At 32.1% G+C, this 20,766-nt stretch carries 19 protein-coding genes; 13 read left to right on the top strand and 6 right to left on the bottom strand.

All coding sequences use genetic code 11. The features are described 5' to 3' along the window. The first annotated feature begins 105 nt into the window (after window positions 1-105). From ACJMML_RS03135 to ACJMML_RS03100, 8 genes are read left to right on the top strand one after another with little or no spacing between them, the layout of a single operon-like run. Window positions 106-363, top strand: coding sequence for a hypothetical protein (locus ACJMML_RS03135; RefSeq protein ID WP_295115475.1), 258 nt, complete (start codon window positions 106-108; stop codon window positions 361-363). Further along, entirely contained in the window at window positions 360-956 is a 597-nt protein-coding gene (locus ACJMML_RS03130; protein ID WP_405305931.1) for a hypothetical protein, read from the top strand. The genes ACJMML_RS03135 and ACJMML_RS03130 overlap by 4 nt, the downstream gene beginning before the upstream one ends. Beyond that, entirely contained in the window at window positions 956-1,600 is a 645-nt protein-coding gene (locus ACJMML_RS03125) for a hypothetical protein (protein ID WP_405305930.1), read from the top strand. The genes ACJMML_RS03130 and ACJMML_RS03125 overlap by 1 nt, the downstream gene beginning before the upstream one ends. 3 nt (window positions 1,601-1,603) lie before the next feature. Beyond that, the gene (locus ACJMML_RS03120; RefSeq protein WP_405305929.1) at window positions 1,604-2,575 is read left to right on the top strand and encodes a hypothetical protein; all 972 of its coding nucleotides are present in this window, start codon (window positions 1,604-1,606) and stop codon (window positions 2,573-2,575) included. Between the two features lie 5 nt (window positions 2,576-2,580). Beyond that, entirely contained in the window at window positions 2,581-3,717 is a 1,137-nt protein-coding gene (locus tag ACJMML_RS03115) for a hypothetical protein (protein ID WP_405305928.1), read from the top strand. Beyond that, window positions 3,718-4,764, top strand: a complete 1,047-nt coding sequence (locus ACJMML_RS03110) for an Ig-like domain-containing protein (RefSeq protein ID WP_405305927.1) — start codon at window positions 3,718-3,720, stop codon at window positions 4,762-4,764. A gap of 3 nt (window positions 4,765-4,767) precedes the next feature. Beyond that, window positions 4,768-5,835 carry a hypothetical protein gene (locus ACJMML_RS03105; protein WP_405305926.1) on the top strand — a complete coding sequence of 356 codons (1,068 nt, stop codon included), beginning with the start codon at window positions 4,768-4,770 and terminating at the stop codon, window positions 5,833-5,835. A gap of 8 nt (window positions 5,836-5,843) precedes the next feature. After that, window positions 5,844-6,110, top strand: a complete 267-nt coding sequence (locus ACJMML_RS03100; protein WP_405305925.1) for a transcriptional regulator — start codon at window positions 5,844-5,846, stop codon at window positions 6,108-6,110. 11 nt (window positions 6,111-6,121) lie between these two features. On the opposite strand, the gene ACJMML_RS03095 is transcribed toward ACJMML_RS03100, so the two are convergent. Further along, window positions 6,122-6,286 carry an AbrB/MazE/SpoVT family DNA-binding domain-containing protein gene (locus ACJMML_RS03095; RefSeq protein WP_405305924.1) on the bottom strand — a complete coding sequence of 55 codons (165 nt, stop codon included), beginning with the start codon at window positions 6,284-6,286 and terminating at the stop codon, window positions 6,122-6,124. Between the two features lie 158 nt (window positions 6,287-6,444). Here ACJMML_RS03095 and ACJMML_RS03090 point away from each other — a divergent pair, with 158 nt between their 5' ends. Continuing rightward, complete coding sequence (locus ACJMML_RS03090) at window positions 6,445-7,752, top strand: DNA cytosine methyltransferase (RefSeq protein WP_405305923.1); 1,308 nt, start codon at window positions 6,445-6,447, stop codon at window positions 7,750-7,752. Between the two features lie 165 nt (window positions 7,753-7,917). Here ACJMML_RS03090 and ACJMML_RS03085 read toward each other — a convergent pair whose 3' ends face one another. From ACJMML_RS03085 to ACJMML_RS03065, 5 genes are read right to left on the bottom strand one after another with little or no spacing between them, the layout of a single operon-like run. Then, window positions 7,918-8,430, bottom strand: coding sequence for a DUF1802 family protein (locus ACJMML_RS03085; RefSeq protein ID WP_405305922.1), 513 nt, complete (start codon window positions 8,428-8,430; stop codon window positions 7,918-7,920). Window position 8,431: 1 nt separating this feature from the next. After that, the gene (locus ACJMML_RS03080; RefSeq protein ID WP_405305921.1) at window positions 8,432-11,437 is read right to left on the bottom strand and encodes a type III restriction-modification system endonuclease; all 3,006 of its coding nucleotides are present in this window, start codon (window positions 11,435-11,437) and stop codon (window positions 8,432-8,434) included. A 10-nt stretch (window positions 11,438-11,447) separates the two neighbouring features. Then, a complete protein-coding gene (locus ACJMML_RS03075) occupies window positions 11,448-13,418 on the bottom strand; it encodes a site-specific DNA-methyltransferase (protein ID WP_405305920.1) in 1,971 nt (656 codons plus the stop codon). A 5-nt stretch (window positions 13,419-13,423) separates the two neighbouring features. After that, the gene (locus ACJMML_RS03070) at window positions 13,424-14,212 is read right to left on the bottom strand and encodes a DUF4391 domain-containing protein (protein WP_405305919.1); all 789 of its coding nucleotides are present in this window, start codon (window positions 14,210-14,212) and stop codon (window positions 13,424-13,426) included. Between the two features lie 6 nt (window positions 14,213-14,218). Next, the gene (locus ACJMML_RS03065) at window positions 14,219-17,446 is read right to left on the bottom strand and encodes a helicase-related protein (protein ID WP_405305932.1); all 3,228 of its coding nucleotides are present in this window, start codon (window positions 17,444-17,446) and stop codon (window positions 14,219-14,221) included. Between the two features lie 205 nt (window positions 17,447-17,651). On the opposite strand from ACJMML_RS03065, the gene ACJMML_RS03060 reads away from it, so the two are divergent. From ACJMML_RS03060 to ACJMML_RS03045, 4 genes are all read left to right on the top strand, one after another. After that, window positions 17,652-18,053, top strand: a complete 402-nt coding sequence (locus ACJMML_RS03060) for a hypothetical protein (RefSeq protein WP_405305918.1) — start codon at window positions 17,652-17,654, stop codon at window positions 18,051-18,053. Window positions 18,054-18,325: 272 nt separating this feature from the next. Next, the gene (locus ACJMML_RS03055) at window positions 18,326-18,820 is read left to right on the top strand and encodes a hypothetical protein (protein ID WP_405305917.1); all 495 of its coding nucleotides are present in this window, start codon (window positions 18,326-18,328) and stop codon (window positions 18,818-18,820) included. Between the two features lie 11 nt (window positions 18,821-18,831). Further along, the gene (locus ACJMML_RS03050; protein WP_405305916.1) at window positions 18,832-19,770 is read left to right on the top strand and encodes a hypothetical protein; all 939 of its coding nucleotides are present in this window, start codon (window positions 18,832-18,834) and stop codon (window positions 19,768-19,770) included. A 12-nt stretch (window positions 19,771-19,782) separates the two neighbouring features. After that, window positions 19,783-20,709 carry a hypothetical protein gene (locus tag ACJMML_RS03045; protein WP_405305915.1) on the top strand — a complete coding sequence of 309 codons (927 nt, stop codon included), beginning with the start codon at window positions 19,783-19,785 and terminating at the stop codon, window positions 20,707-20,709. Window positions 20,710-20,766: the final 57 nt, after the last annotated feature.

Here is a 20,766-nt window from a genome sequence, read left to right as displayed (position 1 = left end):
AGTAGGATAAGAGGCGAAGGAGATGTTGAAGACGCAAAACAGAAAGCTAAAAGAGTTTTGGGTTATCCTGAAAAACAATAGGCTTCTCTGGAGGATATTGTTATCATGAACAAAATTAAAAAGAAGATATTTATTTGCAACTTTACCAAAACAATTTCCAGTGCCGTTTTAACAGCGATAGCTATCAACATCATAATGACTAACGCCACAAAGTATGCTTTAATCGAAGGACTATTGCCATTTGCATTAGCCATTGTCATTGTCGCACTAATTGATATTTATGAATATAGATGTGAGCGTGAAGACCAGATTAATTTGAATGAACTTGAAGATAGAATCGAAAAGTTGGAGGGTAAGAAGTGAAAGGTAAAATCCTCATTGCCGTTCCAACATTTGAGAATATCAAACCTGAATGCTTCAAAAGCATTTACAATCTGATAAATCCTAAGGATTACCTTTTGTATTTTGATTATGTCAAAGGATATGATTGTGCACGTGCAAGAAACGAAATAGCAAAGCTTGCAATAGAATACAACTTTGACTATGTGTTAATGATAGATTCAGACGTTAATGTGCCTAGACAAACAATCAATAAGCTATTGGAATGTGAAACCGATATTGCTTTAGGCTGGTACTACAAGAAAAGAACAACAACAGATCAAACTGTCATCTTTGATTTTGGCAAGGACTACACTGACAAAAACATGATCTATGGCGAAACATTATGGAAAGCTAACAATCCATTTGACATTAAAGGCGGTGGCTTAGGAATCGCTCTCGTTAATGTTAATGTCTTCAAAAAAATGCCATATCCATATTTCAAATACGTAATCTACGGCAATGACACAGTACTGTCAGAGGACTTGTATTTCTGCACAGAAGCTAGAAAATACGGAATGAATATTAAATGCAATCCAGACGTTAAAGGCAATCACATATATGAGGTGAGTGTTTAATGCATGACCAAATAGTTTTATTGGAACAAAGAAAAGAAGTCACAACATTTTTACTCGATGATGGGGATGTAACATCAAAAGACGTCGTTACAGAAACAGGCCAAAGCATAGGCTATGACTATACAAACAAATTATATCCTGAAGATACTGTTACAATCTCAGACAAATCAGAAATCGGAAAAGAAATGGTCAAGAAATATACTGGCAGTAATGATGAGATACCAATCGGTATTGTCGTTAATGACCCAACAGTAATGGATAACGGCCAAAGAAAAGCTAGTGTGTTAGTGTTAGGCCAACTATACAGACTCAAACTAGCCAGTGGCGTTACAGATATTTCACCAGCAGATAAAATCAAGTTGGGTGAAAACGGAGCCGTTAAAGATTCTTCAGGCGAATACTTAGCACTACATCCAGTGGAAGATTCTGATGAATACAATTATGTTAATTGTTTTAAATTAGCTAGTGGTGCTAAAGGAGAAAAAGGAGACACCGGCGATACAGGAGCTACTGGTCCTGCCGGAATATCAACAATAATCAAAGGCTCATACAGTAGTCTAGAAGAATTAGAAGAGCACGTTCCAAATCCTCAAGTAGGAGACGCTTACTTAATTGACGGCGAACTTTATGTATGGGAGGAATAAGAAATGACCTGGAGAGATGTTGGAAACTTAAGAGGTGAAATGGGAGCAACCGGACCTCAAGGAGCAACAGGTGATACCGGCCCTGCTGGAGCACCATTCACAATCTATAGAACATACGCAACAATAGCATTAATGGAAGCTGACTTTGTTAACGTTCCAGACGGAAGCTTTGTGGCAATCCAATCTAACGTTGAAGATCCTGATAACGCTAAATTATATCTCAGAGGAAATTCTGAATTCACATTCATAACAGACATGTCCGGAGCTACAGGTATTCACGGAGATACAGGAGAAACCGGAGCTACTGGTAAGGCAGGCGCTCAAATATTATTGCGTGATGGTTATAGGAATAGTTCATTATCTTCAACAGAATGTCCAGCTAGACCTACATTGTATGGGGGGTTTTATGTAGCTGATTTATTAGCAGATAATGCATGGGCAACTGAAGTAAATCTTGGAGATTGGGTAATAACAAGAAATGATTATAATTTATGCCATATTGCATGTGTGGTTGATGGTAAAGCATTAGTTGACCAATACTTTAATTTGAAGGGAGCCAAAGGAGATACAGGAACATCCGGTGAAAAAGGTGATACCGGTGCATCTGGTGAGAAAGGTGATACTGGAGATACAGGTCCTGCTGGACCCAAAGGTGATACTGGTGATGCATTCACATATCAAGATTTCACACCGCAGCAACTTGCCGGATTAAAAGGTGATACTGGTGATACAGGACCACAAGGAGTTAAAGGAGATACTGGAGACTCTGGTGCTAAAGGTGATACTGGAGATAGTGGACAAAAAGGTGATACTGGTGACACTGGCCCGGTTAATCTTGCAAGCTCATTGGATACAACAGACACTACCAACGCCATTAAAAACGCACCGGTAGCTATAGCTATTGAAAATATCCAAACGGCTATCGGAACAATAACATCCACTCAAACTTCAAACTTGAATTTGCTTGGGAGCTGATTAACATGACTTTCACTCCTCCCGACCTTTCTGAGGTCTTGACTAATGAACAGACAATGAATTCAAGATTAACAACATGCAGAAACGATTTAAGGGATATTCTAACAAAAGAAGAAATTGGATATGCAGAAGGTGACGGTGTAATTCCATTGATTAGAAAATTGCCGGTTCCACAATTGGCAAGCATTAAAGTCAACCTTGTCGATAAATTCTCAACAGGCAGTGACTTAATAGCTACTGTTTCAGCTACAGACAATCACGGAGACCCTATGCCAAATGCAGCTATTACTGTATATAGACTTGATCCAGATGAGTTTACTTATCCCAATCCAGTTTCTTTAGGAACAGTAACAACAGGCAGTAACGGCAGTGTTAATGTTAATGTGCCTATGCCTAATGATAAAGGATATTTCTATGTTCAGGCCAGAAACGGAAACATTTCTGGAGGCGACTATGGAGTATACTGTACAACAGCAATCAACAGTTCTGATTTAAGCTGGTCATCTGCACAAAGTAACTTATTCAGTGCCAATGGAGTAGGTGGCAGTTCTGGCTTTGACGTAATGGGTTTTGACGATGATGAGCCAGGACAAGATGATATAGTAATAGAAGCTCATAGTGGATATTCAGGAAACTATTTTGGAATTAAACTTCCTGGCCTTGGAAGCTATACCAAATCATCATTAGACGGCCATAAGTTTTTCATGATAGCGTCTGACTTGGGCAATGATACTAAAACCAGATTCATCGCTCTTGGAATGGCTTTCAATATTGATTCATGGGCTAATTTTGGATTGGGTGGTGCAGGCAAGTATTGGTATGGAGACGGAACAGGAAGTGCGGGCTATGTCCAGTGTTTTGAAAATAATGAATACATGTCAACACAAACCAATGGAAATCCGGAATATCCAAATAAAAAATTATATGTCGTAGATTGTTCTTGGGCATTTCATCCATGTGTTATTGATGAATACACTGATGATCCAACGGTAGAGTATCCTACACAATTTGTAAGGCATGGGGACTGGAACTGTTCAAGGGATGGCTTTCCTTCAGGAACATGCTATCCTTCAATAATATTCAACATGCCAGACCAATACTCATATAGGGACTTTAGATTCTACGGTGCAGGTGTGATATAAATGAGCATAGCTAGTAATGTCATTGAGGAAAATAACAGACTCGGAACAGCAAGAACATTGATGAGGCAGAAATTAACAGCCAATAGTATTTACTACAGCAATTCAGACAGTGTAATACAATTGGTGAGAAGATGGAATCTGATATATGTTGATGTCAGTTTCAATACGCCTTCATCCGGTGATATTTATCCTGGAGCGCAAATCAGTGTCGGGGCAACAATAACAGATCCGTCAACTGATAATCCTATTTCTGGAATGCTTGTAACAATAGTTTCAGGAGGACAGACATATAATGTCGTAAGCGGTAATGATGGAGTAGCTGCAGTAACATTAACGGTTGGGGAAATAGGCTCAACATTTTCAGGAACAGTATATGCAGGCAAAGGCAGCGACAGCTGGAGCTTTGAAGTTCCACCCTTCCCATCATTTTCAGATTATGCATGGGACTACAACACAGGTGATTATGATATAGTCAAATATCCTTCAGACATTTCCCATACCTTCGAAGTCGTGGAAGTGAGCTACAGCGAATATTATAACTTAACAAAGGCAACATCATCCGCCAGTGTAGTGATGGCAATACCTAAGGTATACTCTAACGGTATTGATGCAACCAATGGAATACATATTGAAATAGGACTTATTCAGAAAAAGGACAGCAATCAAGGATGGGGAGATGCAATAGCATTAGTTAATTCAAAATCATTAAGCCATTATAGGGATACAAAGATCTTAGAATTGGGAGCATATCCTGGCAAGAAAGGATTGAAATATTCAACATCAGACCATGTCGTACGTGATGTTAATGTTACTACTGGACAATTGACTTTGGATTCACAGATGTATTATTTTGACTTGTATTATGATAATGGATATGTTAAAGCAACAATAAGGCATGGAAGTACAAATGATTTCACATATGAAGCAGACATAAGCGATAAGATAACATTCGATACTTTCTATCCGGCAATGATGATTTATGATGCCGGAGGACACATCCAATGGGAAAGCGTATACATTGAACCATGGACACATGAGGAGGAATAAAAAATGCCAGATACAGAATGGATAGAAATTGGCAGGGTCGTTGGTGATACCGGACCTAAAGGAGATACTGGTGATGCATTCACATATGATGATTTCACACCAGAACAATTGGCGGCTTTAAAAGGCGATACCGGTGACACTGGACCGGCCGGGCCTAAAGGAGATACTGGTGATGCATTCACATATGATGATTTCACACCGGAACAATTAGCTGAACTGAAAGGAGAAACTGGGGACACAGGTTCTCAAGGGATTAAAGGTGATACAGGTGATAAGGGCGATACTGGTGCGAAAGGTGATACAGGTAACACGGGCGAGACTGGAGCAACTGGACAAAAAGGAGAACAAGGACCTAAGGGCGATACTGGAGACACAGGACCTACTGGAAATACTGGAGCGACCGGGGCGACTGGGGACACTGGAGCTACTGGTGTGGGTACTACTATTAAAGGCTCGTATAATACTTACCAGGAATTAATAAACGCACATCCAACCGGCAATGACGGCGATAGCTATTTAGTAAACGGCTCTCTTTATGTTTGGCTTGATAATGCTTGGGAAAACGTAGGAAGCATAAAAGGAGACAAAGGTGACACTGGTGCATCCGGCCCTAAAGGCGATACCGGAGATACCGGTCCGCAAGGTGTTAAAGGAGATACTGGAAATACTGGCGCTAAAGGAGACACAGGCGCATCCGGCCCTAAAGGCGATACGGGCGTAGGTAGTGATGAGGAAGCTGGATGGAAATTGCCAGTCGATGAAATAAGAACAACAAACACATTACCGACAGGCGTTAGTGCAGGTTATCGTGTAGCTATTGTCACAAGCTCTGTACTGGCCATCAAAGAATATAACGGTAGTTCCTGGGATAGTGAATCACTTGATCCATACAGCGTCATTCCATTGAAACATTCAGGAAGCATACAAATGTATTTGGCGAAATCAACAGGGCCAGTATACATGGGTGTGGATTATGGTGTATTTGGTAAATTCCGGTTCATGACTCAGTCAGCATATGATGCGTTAAGCAGCTATGATAATGATACAATTTATTTTGTAAGAAGTTCATAAGTGATAGTATGGAATTGTCAGATGAAATGTTAACGGAAATCAGCTATGTGAAAATCTCACAATATAGGACGAAAGTAATGAAATCTTTAGATGGTGATGTTAAAATACCAACTGTCATTGCTAAGGATTCGGAAATTAGGCCAAATCATATTTCAAAAGTTCTAGCGGAATTAAAAGCACATGAACTTGTTGAATGCATTAATCCAGAAGTTAGAAAAGGTAGATTGTACAGATTAACTGATAAAGGGGATGAGATAGTTAAAAATTTAAAATAAGTGATTAATAGTTATTTAACTATTTTTAATTCTAATGTTTCTGTTTCTGTATTGAGTGTCCATTCTATCGTATCGCCGGATTCAATATCCAATGCTTTTACATAGGTTTTTGGTATTGTGGTAATGAGTGAAATTTCGCCTTGATTTCTAACTTTTGTTTCTTCTTTTATTTTCATAATTTGTATTATTCATTTTAATGTAAATAACATTTATGGTCTTGTCATAGTAGTTTAAAAAGTAACATTTAAATAACATTAAAATCATATTAATGATTAAACATAATGTTATATTATTGTTGTAGAAAAGTAAACATGATATTAAAGGAGTTAGAAATATGGCATATGCAATTGATTTGTTTTCCGGTGCAGGCGGGATGAGTGAAGGCATCATCCAAGCAGGATTCGATATTTTGTTTTCAAGCGATATCAATGAGGATGTGATGAAAACTTACATAAACAGGCATGAGCAGTTAGGTTTGATACAAGGCTATAATACTCATTTTGAATTGGCTGACATAAAAGACTTGACCGGGGATTTAATAACTGAATCAATTGCCAATCTTGAAATTTTTAAAGGTAAGGAAATTCCCCATATTGATGCGATTTTTGGAGGTCCTCCTTGTCAGGGATTCAGTAGGGCTGGAAATGCCAATGATCCGAGGAACAAATTATTTAAAGAATATGTCCGAGTAATTGATGAAGTTAAACCGGATTATGTTGTTTTAAAGAGTGTAGAGGGGTTCTGTGACTTGAAACTTAATGATTTTGAAGGTCTTAAAGGAGATATTTATGACAGCAATGTTGTTCCAGATATTCTGGAAGAAGAATTGGATTTAATCGGATATGACATGTTAAATCCAAGATGTCTCAATGCCGCTAATTACGGTGTTCCACAAAGAAGGAATAGGATTATAGTAATGGCATACAAAAAGGGCATGATGGCTCCAAGGTATCCAAGACCAACACATGATGAAAACAACTTTGTTTCTGTTCAAGACGCAATTGGCGATTTAATACAGGATGCAAACATTAAAGATAAAGTCAATCCGAAGCCATCCCAATATCAATTAGATTCGATTAGGGGCAGAACACCTGACGTTGATGGCAATCCAATAGCATCAAATGAAATAACCAATAATGATTTCCCCAGGCATTTTGACTTGGTAAAAGAACGTTTTTCCTTATTTGAAGAGGGTGAAAACGCCACTAATTTAAGAAATAGGATTAGGACAGAGGGCATTGATTTATCAGATAAGCCTAAACTATTGGAGCATCTTCAAGACAATTCTACACTAAATAAAAACGAAATCATATCAAAATTTAAAAATGCTGATGTTAATGATGAATTATTGGATGTGCTGTTAACAAGGAAGATCATGAAAAATAGATTAAATAGAAATGAACCTTCAGTCACTATTGTATCAATTCCTGAGGATAATATTTCTCCTTTTGAAAATAGAACATTAACGGTTAGGGAATCTGCCAGATTGCAATCTTTTGATGATAGTTTTGAATTCTTAGGCAGAAGAACTACTAATGGAAGTAGAAGACGCTATGTTACTCAATACTTCCAAGTAGGTGATGCAGTTCCACCATTATTGGCTAAAGCCATAGCTAAAGAAATTTTAAAAGTTATTGAGTAGATAAAATAGCTACTTTATTTCATGTACATTGCAATATTGATTTAATATGCATTGCTATGATTGAAAATGGTTAGACTGAAAAGTCTATTATCGAGGATGAAAATTGGTAACGGTTTAGATTTAATTAAAAATTTAATATAAAGCTATATTTTAATAATATAGCATTTATTTTGTATTTAAAATATCTTCTTTTAACTTGTTAAATTCTTCATCGGGTATAACTGGTTTGCCTTCAAGTTTAACAGGTTTTTCTACATTAGAATATAACATACCATTAGTGCGTTTTAATATTTGAGGTTCATCAAGTTCATAAACTCTTAAAATCCATATTTTAGCATTATTTCTACCAAGATAATTTTTAACATGATCCCGAGTCCAAATATGAAACTTATTAAATGTACCAATTCTTGATGAAGGTCTATCAATAACTTCTTCAACAGTTGCATAGTATTTTACTTCGTAAGGATTATCTCCAGCAGGCAATGAATTACTTTTAGCAAAATCTTTGTCCTGAAATGAATTTAAAAAATCCTTTTTAATAGTATAACTAACTGTTGGATACAGTAAAAATTCATTTAAGTTAGTACCATATTTTCTAATTAATATTGTTTGTTTTCCTTGGCCTAATGCCTCAAGAGTGGCATTCCATTCGTTTAAACATTTTGTTATTTCATTCATTTTAATCACTTACAACATCAGTTATGAAAGTCCTATAATTATCTACAACATCAAAAGTTACATTATTGCCTAATGCTTCAAAGTGTTTTCTTCCACATTTAATTTTATAATCTTCAGAATCTCTTAAAGATGATTCATTAGTACTTCCTTTTGTTTCAATTACAAAATACATTTTTGTTTCATCTTCAGATTTCATCAATATTGCCCAATCAGGATTATAATTACCAATTGGAGTTTTGATTTTAAACCAATCTGGAAGTTTTGTATAATATTTAACTTTACTATTATTTTCTAAACTTTCAACAAACTCTCTTTCTTTTTTACTATCATAAACTACATAATTATAAACAGATTTATTTGCTTCAACCATATTTCGTTCTAAATAACCATATAATTCTTCATTAGAAAATAATTCTTGATCATAGTAGTCTCCAGTTTTAGTGTATTTTATTCCATCTTTAATTAAGTTTTTCATTTCGTTATTTATCAAACGAGCAGCTTTTTCCATGTATTCTTGAGGATTTTTCTTAAATAAATCAAGAGTATTACTTTCTTTTAGGATTCTAACAATAGTTTTTCTTGTTAAATCTGTTTGATTTTGAAGGAAAGTAACAATGTCTGGAAGAGCAATGTCTCCTTCATCAAATTCAATCACATCTGTTTCTCCATTTTCATTGGCATGAACACCAGAAGCATCAATTGTGATTCCACTTTTAAGGTATAATAACTTTGGAGCTTTTACTTTTAATTTTTCATCAAATGCTTTGACACAATTCTTAATTAGTTCTTCACTATCATAATCAACAGAATATGTTGTTTTACATTTAATTGAATTCCAAAATTTTTCAAAAATAGGATCATTTAATACTTGTTTTCTAACTTTGACTTTTCTCCTATCAGTTGCAGATTTAATAGGGAGATTTTTAGTAGGTTTTTCTACAACTTCAACAATTTCTTTCCTAATTGATTCATAATCTTCTGGAATATTGATACTACCTTCTTCTAAAGCAACTTTAAGTTTATCTAAAATTTTCCCTTTACTATCAATATATTTCATCTTTTTGAAATGATTAAATATTTCAACCGAACGCTTATCTAAAGGTACTTCTTTTCCTTGTTTATTAACCCACATAATATGTGCAAAATCAGTTTTATTAATTGTTCCAAATTTATACCCTGTTTCGTCTTCAATATCCTTTTGGAGATTTCGCGCAAAATCACCATAAGAACCATTTGCCATAACAGTTAAAATATTAACATTTTTGTCATGAATCCTTTCTCCATCTTGATTTACACATAATCTAAGTCCACGACCAATTTCTTGACGTTTTTTAGTAGTAGACTGAGTTTCATTTAATGTGCAAATTTGGAATACATTTGGATTATCCCAACCTTCCCTTAAAGCAGAATGGGAAAATATAAAACATAAAGGAGTATTAAAACTTAAAAGTTCTTCTTTAGCCCTCATAATTAAATTAAATGTTTCTGAAACTTTATCTGCACCTCCCTTAACTTCACCATTACTTTTTAATTCAGAATCTTCATATCTGCCTTCATTATCTTTTGCAAAATAACCTCCATGAACTTCACTAGCAGGTGTTTTTAAATCCATATAATCAAATAATGTTGAATACTCTTCTTTTTGTATTATTTTTTTATACTCATCTTCAAAAATATCTGCATAAACGCCATTACTCCAAGTATTATTCTCACCATAAACTCTATAATTAGCTACTTTATCAATAAAAAACAAACTTAAAACTTTAATATCTTTTCCTTGTTTAAAGAACTCCAATTGTTTATCCAAATGTTCCTCAATAGTTTTTCTAATTTGGGCTCTTTTTAAACTTAAATCATCAATGTCTCCAATGTAAATTCCTTTTTCTAAAACTACATCAGCTGGTGAAAAGATTACTTTTTCAATCCCATCAAATTGATTAATTTCATCAACAATATAACCAGCGTATTTATCGCTATTAGTAATATCTTCGAGATTATCACCTTTTTTAACTGTAACGGATTTTCGTCTTGTTGTTCCATTAACATTAACATCAACATTTATCTTTGCAGTAATAGGTGAATTATTAAAGTTTGTTGATATTAATTCTAAATATGCTTCATTATGATAACCTTCAGATATAAAACTTGCAACTTCAATTTGTTTTACTAAATCTTTTTCAGCAGCATCAACTGCATCTAATCTGAATACCATATTTTTCTTATCGGGAGGTGTTGCAGAATATCTTAACGTACATAATGGATTTAAATATGAAATTGCTTTTTCACCTTTCCCACCTAATACTGATTGTGGTTCATCAATTATAACAATAGGATTTGTTTCAGCTATTAAGTCAATTGGCTTATGACCACTTAATTTATCTTGTTCTCTGTGAATAATGTTAGTATTATTTTGTTTTTTTGTTTCATCGAAATTTGCTGGCGTGAAACTTTTATTAAATGCATCAATATTAATAACCATTATTTGAATATTAGAATTTACAGCAAAACTACGTACTTGTTCAAGTTTTTTAGAATCATAAACAAAGTAATCATAAATTACATTATCATAAATACCTTTAAAATGGTCTTCTGTTATTTCAATTGTTTTATTAACTCCTTCTTTAATAGCTATACTTGGCACTACAATAATAAACTTTGTAAATCCATATTTTTTATTTAATTCAAAAATTGTCTTTAAATAAACATAAGTTTTACCCGTACCAGTTTCCATTTCAATATTGAAATCTCTAGAAGTTAATGATTGTGTTAAATTAAGCCTATTTCTAATTTGAATATTCCTTAGATTTTCTAAAATATCTTCATTAGAAATATCTATTTTGTTTCCAATTCCTTGGCCAATTTTACCAGTGTCTGAAAAACTAGCTTGACCAGAAACAGTGAAATATTGTAACATTGCATTTTGACCTTCAAAAAGATCAACAACTGCATTTACAGCATCTGTTTGATAGTCGAGATTAGAATCAAATTTTAATTTCATTTGTTCCATATTTAATCTCCTATATTGTTATAAATTCATCAATATCATTATTGCTAAAAATTTCTTTAATATTTGTTTTTACAGAATCTCCATCGTTGAAAGAAGAATCTTTAAATACTACACGTGAAATTGAAGAATTTTCTGCAATTTCAATGATTTTATTTGCAATTTCCTTTGTATTCTCCTTGTTAATTGAATCTTCCAAACAAACAATTAATGCCCCAAAACCTATTGAATAAATATTATTTTCTTTTTGAACAACAGGCAATGTTAAATCTACTCCATATTTGAGCATAATCTCATAAATTAAATCATCATTATTCCTATCTGATTTAATATTATCTGCAATTAAATATTTATCTAAATTATCATTTTCATATTCCCATTTTTTTAAATTACTTGAATCTAATTGGAAGTATTTAAAACCAGTGTCTATTGAATCATCATTTAAAATATTACCAGATTTAATAATTCTTTCTCTAGCTAAATCACAAATAGTATTAAATTCTGAAGATTTATTGTCTATTGTCTCAGGAATTTGTATGAGTATAAATTTTAAATTAGCATCTTTTTCGGAATTTAATTGGAAAACTGCATCTGCAGTAGTTGCAGATCCGCTAAAAAAATCTAAAACAAAACCTTCATTGATATTTAACCATTTTAATAATTGTTTAATTAATCTTACAGGTTTTTTACCATTCTTAAATGAAGTATTTCCTTCTTTATCAATATTTTTCATATCAAAATCGAAATTTTTCCATAAATCTCCAATTGCGACAGCCCTCTTGTATTCTGGCACATATTCATCAGTAATGCGCAATGCATCTTTAAATGGAATATACTGTCTTATTTTACCCTTACCATTATTTGTTTTGTAAACAATATACTCTTCAAATCGTACTATTTTTCCTTGATTAATTTCACTCATCACATCATCTGGAACATTATTAGAAAAATCAACTGATTGATATATTTTGTCTGCTAATTCATATAGAATAATTTTATTAAATTCCTCATCAAGAAACATTAATTTAGAAATATTATTAATACTAACTTTTAAAGAATATTTTTTAAAAAGTTTCACAATATCTTTATTAGATTTTAAATAATCATTCAAACTGGTGGTATTAAGATTTTCATCCAACATTACAGAATAATGATTATCAAATAACTCTTTTGTTGGCATGTACAATGGTTGGAAATCATTAGAAATTTTAGTTTTATTTTTTATATAAACCAAAACATAATCTTTTACTTTGACAAATGTCCTTTTAGTTTGTGAAGCTCTACTCCCAAAAACACCATTAGCTGTTTCAATAACTACATTTGAAATAAAATTTTCTTCACCAAATATCTCATCACACATTTTTTTAATATTTATTAATTCATTATCATCAATACTAATAAAAATAACGCCATCATCAGTTAATAAATTCCTTGCAAGTTTCAAACGAGGATACATCATATTCAACCATTTTGTATGATACCTTCCTTCAGTTTCAGGATTATTAGTTAATTTAATGCCTTGAGTAGTATCTTCTGAAGATAACTGTCCTGAAAGATTAAGATAATTTTCTAAATTATCTTTATAATTATCTTCATAAATTAAATCTCGACCAGTATTATATGGAGGATCAATATAAATTGCTTTAATTTTATTATAATAACTTTTCTGAAGTAATTTAAGAACTTCTAAGTTGTCTCCTTCAATATACAAATTCTGAGTATTGCTCCACTGTTCACTTTCTTTTTTACAAGGTCTTAATGTCCCTGTTGATTGTTTTTGTGATTCGCGAATTGCTTGAGTTTTTCCTGGCCAAGTGAAACTATATTTTTCTGCTGAATCATCAATGTCTTTACCTAAAATTAATTCTAATTTTTTAAAATCAATTTTCTCTTCTGTAATTACTTCTGGAAATATTTCTTTCAATTTATTAACATTTTCAGAAATAATATCTTTACTTTCACCAGTTAATTTAATTTCCTCCAAATCACTCACCTTTTTAATTCATTTATCAATTTTTCTTTTTCTTGTTTTAAACTATGTGCTTTAATATTCAGTTCCATTTTAACATTGAAATTATCTTCTTGAGAAATCTTTTTTTCAATTTCTTTAATCTTCAAATCTAAAATAGAAATTTCCTCATAAATTCTTTTAATTTCCTCAACTGATAAGTTAACTGTTCCACCAGCGGTCATTGCCCCATCATGTTGAACAACAGCTTCAAAATAAGAATTATAAAAAGAATAAAAATCAGTTCTATCTAGATTATCAAACTGTATCTTTGTTATAAAATCCTCTTCAATATCACTTAACTTATCTAGGTTCATCCAATTTGTTGATAAAATTTTTCCATCAATTACAATTTTATCAAAATCTGCTTTACTTTCACGTATATGTGCTGTATAAAATTTTAATTCATTCTCATATTGTATTGTTAGAATAATTGGATAAGGAATAAAACGCATAACTATATCTGCAATTCTATCTATTTTATCATCTTCTTTGAATTTACCAATGTCTATCTTATGAACATTATCATATTTTAGATTAATATTAATTAATTCAACTTCCTCATAACGCCTTTCTTCATCAATAAATTTATCAACACGGACATTATCTTCAGTAAAATTATAACACCATTTAATTTGTTTAATCAAATCCGTGAAAATTCTTTTATCTTTACTATTTAAGTTAGCAGCTTCAAATACTTCTTTTTTTGGAATTACTGCATCAACAATGCAATTATTTGGAACTTCAAGAATATCTTCTATTAATACCATTAAAAATCATCTCACTATTAAAAAGGTTATTAATTCAAATTCTTCAAGTCCATCAATGTCTCTTTTAACAACTGCAGTTCCACCTTTATTGAATAAACTTTTAACACCAGTTTCTTGTTTTTTACCAATAATATCTTCAATGGTTTCAACTAATAATTCTGAATATATGTGCATGTCTCTTCCATCATCAGTGTCAAAGTTAAAATCATTGACTAAATCAATTAAAACTTCATTTTTACCTAAACAAAGCTTTTTATAATAATCTAAGACTTTTTTAGATCGTATATATGAAAACTTAACATTACTATCAATACCAGTATACACTAAATAATAAGGACTTAATGGATTTTTTTCAAGTGATTCTGCAGTACCAGTAGTTTGTCTTAGTAAGAATATAACTCCAGGTTCAATTTCACCAATCAAATCATTGGGAATATCAACAATTGAATATATTCCTTTCGGCGCTTTTTCAAGTTCTTTTTGATTAACATCCAAATAATCTTTTAATTCTGTTTTAAAATCATTGAATGTTAAATCTGTAATAGAAATAGTATTATCAATATCTTCCAAGTCCAGAACTTTATCTTGCAATTCTTCTAGCTGTTTTCTACGATAATCCAAATCATTCATGGTTTGGTCTTTTGAAATAATATTTTCTTCACCAGTAGCTGATACATCCACCATAACCATACGATTTTTCACACGGCCTTCTAAATCAATGTATTCATCTAGTTCCATATTTGGCCAGAAATTAACAAGTTGTATTTCCTTATTTTCAGAACCAATCCTATCAACTCTTCCAAATCTCTGAATAATACGCACTGGATTCCAGTGAATGTCATAATTAATTAAGTAATCACAGTCTTGTAAGTTTTGACCTTCAGATATACAATCTGTACAAATTAAAATATCAATTTCATCAACTGCATCAGGATCAATATTAGCTCTTTCTTTTGACTTAGGTGAGAAATTAGTTAATATATCATTAATGTCTGATGCTGTTACTCCTTTTAGTGTAGTTTTATTATCTCCACCACCAGTTACAAGAGCTGATTGTATACCAAACTCTTCTAATGCCCAAACGTTAATGTTATTGTATAAGTATTTTGCAGTATCTGCAAAAGCCGTAAATACAATTATTTTCCGATTTCCAGGATTAATTGGATTGTGAATCTTTAAAGTAATTCTTTCTTTTAAATCTTTAAGCTTACCATCTCTATCTGAAGTTATATTTTTTGATTCTTCAAGTAAATGAGTAAGCTTTTCTTTATCCAATAGTAAATCTTGTTTCCATTTAACTAAATCCATATCCTGAAGAAGAATCTTTCTTTTTTTACCAAATAACAGATTTTCATATTCATCCTCATCTGGATCAATAATATCAATATTTATATTAGGATTATAGTCAATGCCTTTGTCAATTTTATCTAAAACATTATCAATATTATACAATAATCGTTCAACAGATAATCTAAATGACTCAATTGAACTTTCCATACGTTTTAAAAGATTTATTCTCATTAATTGAACTAAAGCATTATCTTTATCCTTTTGTTTAAATATTCCACCACCAAGAGCAGTAGTATCATATTTTAATTCATATTGTGCTAATTTATCTGGAAGAAGATAATTCATTGGAGAATATATGCCTAAATTTAATCTTGAAATTTCTTTATTAATCTCTCTTAAGGAAGGGAATTCCTCATTTATATCAATTTCAGATTTAATATTGATTGGCTCTTTTCTTTCAGGAAAATGGCCTATTTCATTAATGTCATAATATTTTTCAATATGCTTTCTTGACCTTGCAATAGTTAATGTATCAAGTAATCTGAAATAATCTAAATCAATATTATCAATGAAACTTTCACCAGTTCTTTGAGATTCCGGAAGTTTGGCCCATTGATTAAAAGTCATTTGGGCTTTTCTCAAAGTTTGATCAATACTATCAATTCCAGCATGTGATAGTGCATTATCATTCTCTTCAGTAATAAATGCAATTTGATTTTTAATATCGGTCATTTTATTATTAACTGGTGTAGCTGATAACATTAACAATCTTGTTTTATGTCCTCCTTTAATAATATCATTCATTAATTTTTGATACCTTGTTTGACGGTCTTTAACAGCAGGATTGTTTCTAAAGTTATGGGATTCATCTATAACAACTAAGTCATAATTTCCCCAGTTAATTGTTTTAAGGTCAATATCCCCAGATTTGCCTCTTTCTCGACTTAAATCTGTGTGATTTAAAACATCATAGTTAAACCTATCATCTACGAAAATATTTCTTTTATCATTCTTTGTATAAATTGTCCAATTGTCACGTAGCTTCTTAGGAACTAAAACTAGAACTCTATCGTTTCTTAATTCATAATATTTAATAACAGCTAATGCTGTGAATGTTTTACCTAAACCAACACTATCAGCTAAAATACAACCATTGTGATTTTCAATCTTCTCAATTGCTCCAATTACTGCATCTTTTTGGAATTTATATAATTTATTCCAGATTTTAGTTTCTTTAATTTGATTGCCTTCACGGATAGCTCCACCTTCAAGTTCTTCCAGACTATCTGAAAAAATATTATAAAGTGATAAAAAATAGATAAATTCTGCAGGATTTTCTTTATGCATTGTTTGCATTTGATTTAAAACTTCTTCTTTAACATCCTCTAAATAATCTTCATTATCCCATAAAAAGTTAAATTGCATTAAAGAAGAATGTACAAAGTCTTTCCCATAAACGCATTGATTCATATCTTGCCTATCAGATTTATTCAATCCTAAACCTGCAGTAGTAAAGTCAACAGTACCATTAATGGCAATGCTAGAATCATCATTATTTTCAACACAAATCATACGAGGTTGTGCTTCATTAGGTTTTTTAAATGATTTAATTTCAACTTTCTCCCTTATCCAATCAGCACATTCTCTAGAAATAGAACCTTGCGTTAATTCATTTTTAAGTTTAATTTCATAATCATTTCCAAAAATACTGTTATTATCAATATAATATTGGCGTGATTCCTTTTTATCATCTCTTAAAAAACTAGGTTTGGTATATATAAAACGCATACTGTCTATTTTATTCAAATCCTTTTTAAGTTTATCATAAGCATACATTGAAAACAATGCAGACACAACAGATAGTTTAGATCCTTTTTTAATGTTATCACTGAGCTCTTGATAAACAAAATTAAATTTGTTATCTAAAATTTTTGGAGCTTTCACAGTCAATTTAATCATCCTTAACAATAGTATAAACTTGTTACTATGTTTATTAGGAAAACAATATAAATTTTTATATTACATACATTTCATGAAAGAATCAAAATTGATATAAACTCATAAAATCACATATTGAAAGCAATAATTAACTGTACTTATATCAAAAAGCTTTTATAGTCATTTATTCAATTAATAATTAGTGATTATTATGATTAATGATAAAATAAGAACATATAACGAACTTAAAGATGATGAAAAAGAAGTGCTTGATAGTTTCAGAAAAATGAAACTAATGTATGATTATGCAAGATTCAAATTACATAGACTTCAAGTTGAAAATCTCATTAATGATTACGAACAGCTTAAGAAATTACGTGAAGAGATTCAAGTCAAATACTTTTCAATTTATGAGGAATTACAGGTTGAAGATTTAATCGAAGGAGAACTTGATGCCCATGTTTGGGGAATTACTCGTGAACATGAAAATGAAGTTTGGGATTCTGAGTTAAGATTAATGAGTGATATTAAAACTAATTTTGATATAGCTATTAAAATGATTGAGTCAGGTGAAGCAGAACAATCTATTCTTGATGCTGAAAATAATTTATAGCAAAAGTTACTAATATTATATTGAAGACAAAAACTCCTATATTGTTTTCAATAGAAATAAGTCATCTCAATTTCACAATTATCCTTAACAATAATGGCTTATTTCTATTTCTATCTCTTTTTTACATTAATAACAATATTCTAAATCAGTAATGTTTATCTTCATTATCTTTTAAAAAAAAGTAGCCATTATATATAAATCTTTATATATTATAAATAATAAATTAAATAATAAATTAAGTAATATTAAGATTTAAGTGGAGGACATATATAATGGCAGATTCTATTATTTTACTTGAAGAAAGAAAAGAAGTCACAACTTTCTTGTTAGATGAAGGTACAATTACTGCAACCACTGTAACTACTCCTACTGGAGAAACTCCAGGATATGAGTATGCAGGCAATAAAATCAAAGTTGATGATGCTGTAACATTATCAGCTAATTCAGATATTGGAAAACCAACAGTTAAAAAATACACTGCAGCTGAAGGTGAAATCATTTTAGGTATTGCAGTTAACGATCCAGTTACAATGACTGGTGGAAAAAGAAAAACTGCAATCCTTGTATTAGGACATTTATTCAGATTAAAATTAGCTAGTGGATTATCAAACATTGCTGTTAATGACAAAATAGCTCTAACTAGTACTGGAGCTATCAAATCAGATGACGGCGAATATATCGCAATGCACCCTGTTGCAAGCTCAGATGATTACAAATACATTGAAGTATTCAGACCATACGATATTGGCACTACAGGCCAAACTTAAGGTGATAATTAATGATTACAAAAGGAAATGATACTAAAGTACAAAATGAGGTAATAGCTCAAACCATTACAGATGAAACTGCAAAAAGGTTGAAGTTAGCTAGATTGTTTCCTAAACAAGAAATCAAAGAGAACTCCGATTACTACACTTACTTTAGACAAAACATTAATCTTGATGAAGCTATTAAAAAAGGTCTCCTTGGGGAAGCTAAAGATATTGCTCCAGGAGCATCTTTGCAAGAATTAAACATTAGAAAGCCAATAACTGACACTATCTCCATTGATACTGTGGGCGGTGTTCTTAATGTTAATAAAGATGTTTTTGATAGTGATATTGTTTCATTCGAAGATTTATTAGGTGATGTAGCTACCGTTATTGCCAATCGTATTGAATATAACATTTACGATACTTTAATCAGTTCACCAAACGTTCCTGTTTACAATACCAGTGAAACTCAGGACACAATGGATGCTTACGGAAAATTTGTTATCAAAGCACAGGAAGCTTTCAAAGGCAATGCTGGAGCAGGTGCCGATTTAACAATAATGGCAGAGTCTTACAAAACTTTAAGCTATGTAAAACAATTAGCTTACTCATCCAACAAATTAGTTCAGCCTGTAGAAGATATTAAAGAATACTACGGTATTGATAATATCGATCTTTTAGGAACAACCCAAGCTGATGGTGGATCATTAATAGGTGACAAACAATACATAGGTTTTGATCTTAGGAATGCACCATTGACAGTATTGTATTCCAAATCTTCTGGAACTACTGTTGCACCTATTACAAGCGATGAAAACATTGCAGACTTCTATCCAATCATCGAAATAATGCGTAAAGACATCTACGATGAATTACCTCAATATACAAAATTGTTTATACAAAGTAAAGTAGGAATATTATTAAACAAGCCAGGTCTTGCTTTAAAAGGTACCTGCAGACCGTAGAGGTGAATGTTAATGTTAACTAAAGGAAATGATGCTAAAGTACAAAACGAAGTAATGGCACAGATTGTTGCTGACACTTCAGCCAAATGGATGAAATTCACCAGATTACTTCCAAAGCAAGAAATACAGGAAAACAGCCAATATTACACTTACATGTCACAAAGAGTCAATATCGAGGAAGCTATTCAATCTGGTGTACTTGGTGAGGCTAAAGATATTGCTCCAGGTGCTACCCTTCAGGAATTAAACGTCAGAAAACCAATCAGTGAAACTGTCTCCATTGACACTATCGGCGGAGTATTAAATGTTTCCGCTCAAATGCTTGATTCCAATTTAATCTCCGTTAATGACATGCTACAAGACGTTGGTATTCTTATCGGCCGTAGTATTGAAAAGGCAGCTATTGACATGATAATGAACTCATCCAAAGTTGCAACCTATAATTTCCAAGCTGGCGATGATACTGGTATGACTATCCTCAAAGCTCAAGAAAAATTCAAAGAATCTGCTGGAAGCTATGCTAACTTAAACAGTATGGCTGTAAGCTACAAATCATTAACAACTTTAAAATCAGACATATTCGAAAGCAACAGACAAGTCGAACCGGTTGAACTGATCAAAAGCTATTACGGTGTCGACAATATAGATATCCTTGGAACTGCTGTCTGTGATGGTGGTTCAGAGATGGGTGACAAAACCTATATTGGTATGGACTACATCAACCCAGGAATGAAATTGCTATACTCAAGAACCACAGGAACAACCGTTGCACCTTTAGGACCTGACGGTGAGATGTACGATTTCTATCCTTTGATTGAATTCATGCGTAAGGACATTCGCGATGAATTACCGATGTATACAAAGCTATTCATACTTTCCTCTGTCGGAGTGTTAATGAACGCACCTAATAGAATTATCAAAGGTAATTTCAGAGCATGAGCCATAATTTAACTCCTAAATATATTGGCCCTTTCGTTAGGGATGCGTGTAGGGATA

The organism is Methanobrevibacter sp. (genome assembly GCF_045130115.1).
GTDB lineage: Archaea > Methanobacteriota > Methanobacteria > Methanobacteriales > Methanobacteriaceae > Methanocatella.
This window is presented reverse-complemented; position numbering and strand designations above follow the sequence as displayed.

What these genes read in the sequence shown, in the direction of transcription:
- ACJMML_RS03135 (WP_295115475.1), top strand. Translation starts at nt 106, where the DNA reads ATGAACAAAATTAAAAAGAAGATATTTATTTGCAACTTTACCAAAACA.
- ACJMML_RS03125 (WP_405305930.1), top strand. Translation starts at nt 956, where the DNA reads ATGCATGACCAAATAGTTTTATTGGAACAAAGAAAAGAAGTCACAACA.
- ACJMML_RS03120 (WP_405305929.1), top strand. Translation starts at nt 1,604, where the DNA reads ATGACCTGGAGAGATGTTGGAAACTTAAGAGGTGAAATGGGAGCAACC.
- ACJMML_RS03115 (WP_405305928.1), top strand. Translation starts at nt 2,581, where the DNA reads ATGACTTTCACTCCTCCCGACCTTTCTGAGGTCTTGACTAATGAACAG.
- ACJMML_RS03110 (WP_405305927.1), top strand. Translation starts at nt 3,718, where the DNA reads ATGAGCATAGCTAGTAATGTCATTGAGGAAAATAACAGACTCGGAACA.
- ACJMML_RS03105 (WP_405305926.1), top strand. Translation starts at nt 4,768, where the DNA reads ATGCCAGATACAGAATGGATAGAAATTGGCAGGGTCGTTGGTGATACC.
- ACJMML_RS03100 (WP_405305925.1), top strand. Translation starts at nt 5,844, where the DNA reads ATGGAATTGTCAGATGAAATGTTAACGGAAATCAGCTATGTGAAAATC.
- ACJMML_RS03095 (WP_405305924.1), bottom strand. Translation starts at nt 6,286, where the DNA reads ATGAAAATAAAAGAAGAAACAAAAGTTAGAAATCAAGGCGAAATTTCA.
- ACJMML_RS03090 (WP_405305923.1), top strand. Translation starts at nt 6,445, where the DNA reads ATGGCATATGCAATTGATTTGTTTTCCGGTGCAGGCGGGATGAGTGAA.
- ACJMML_RS03085 (WP_405305922.1), bottom strand. Translation starts at nt 8,430, where the DNA reads ATGAATGAAATAACAAAATGTTTAAACGAATGGAATGCCACTCTTGAG.
- ACJMML_RS03080 (WP_405305921.1), bottom strand. Translation starts at nt 11,437, where the DNA reads ATGGAACAAATGAAATTAAAATTTGATTCTAATCTCGACTATCAAACA.
- ACJMML_RS03070 (WP_405305919.1), bottom strand. Translation starts at nt 14,212, where the DNA reads ATGGTATTAATAGAAGATATTCTTGAAGTTCCAAATAATTGCATTGTT.
- ACJMML_RS03060 (WP_405305918.1), top strand. Translation starts at nt 17,652, where the DNA reads ATGATTAATGATAAAATAAGAACATATAACGAACTTAAAGATGATGAA.
- ACJMML_RS03055 (WP_405305917.1), top strand. Translation starts at nt 18,326, where the DNA reads ATGGCAGATTCTATTATTTTACTTGAAGAAAGAAAAGAAGTCACAACT.
- ACJMML_RS03050 (WP_405305916.1), top strand. Translation starts at nt 18,832, where the DNA reads ATGATTACAAAAGGAAATGATACTAAAGTACAAAATGAGGTAATAGCT.
- ACJMML_RS03045 (WP_405305915.1), top strand. Translation starts at nt 19,783, where the DNA reads ATGTTAACTAAAGGAAATGATGCTAAAGTACAAAACGAAGTAATGGCA.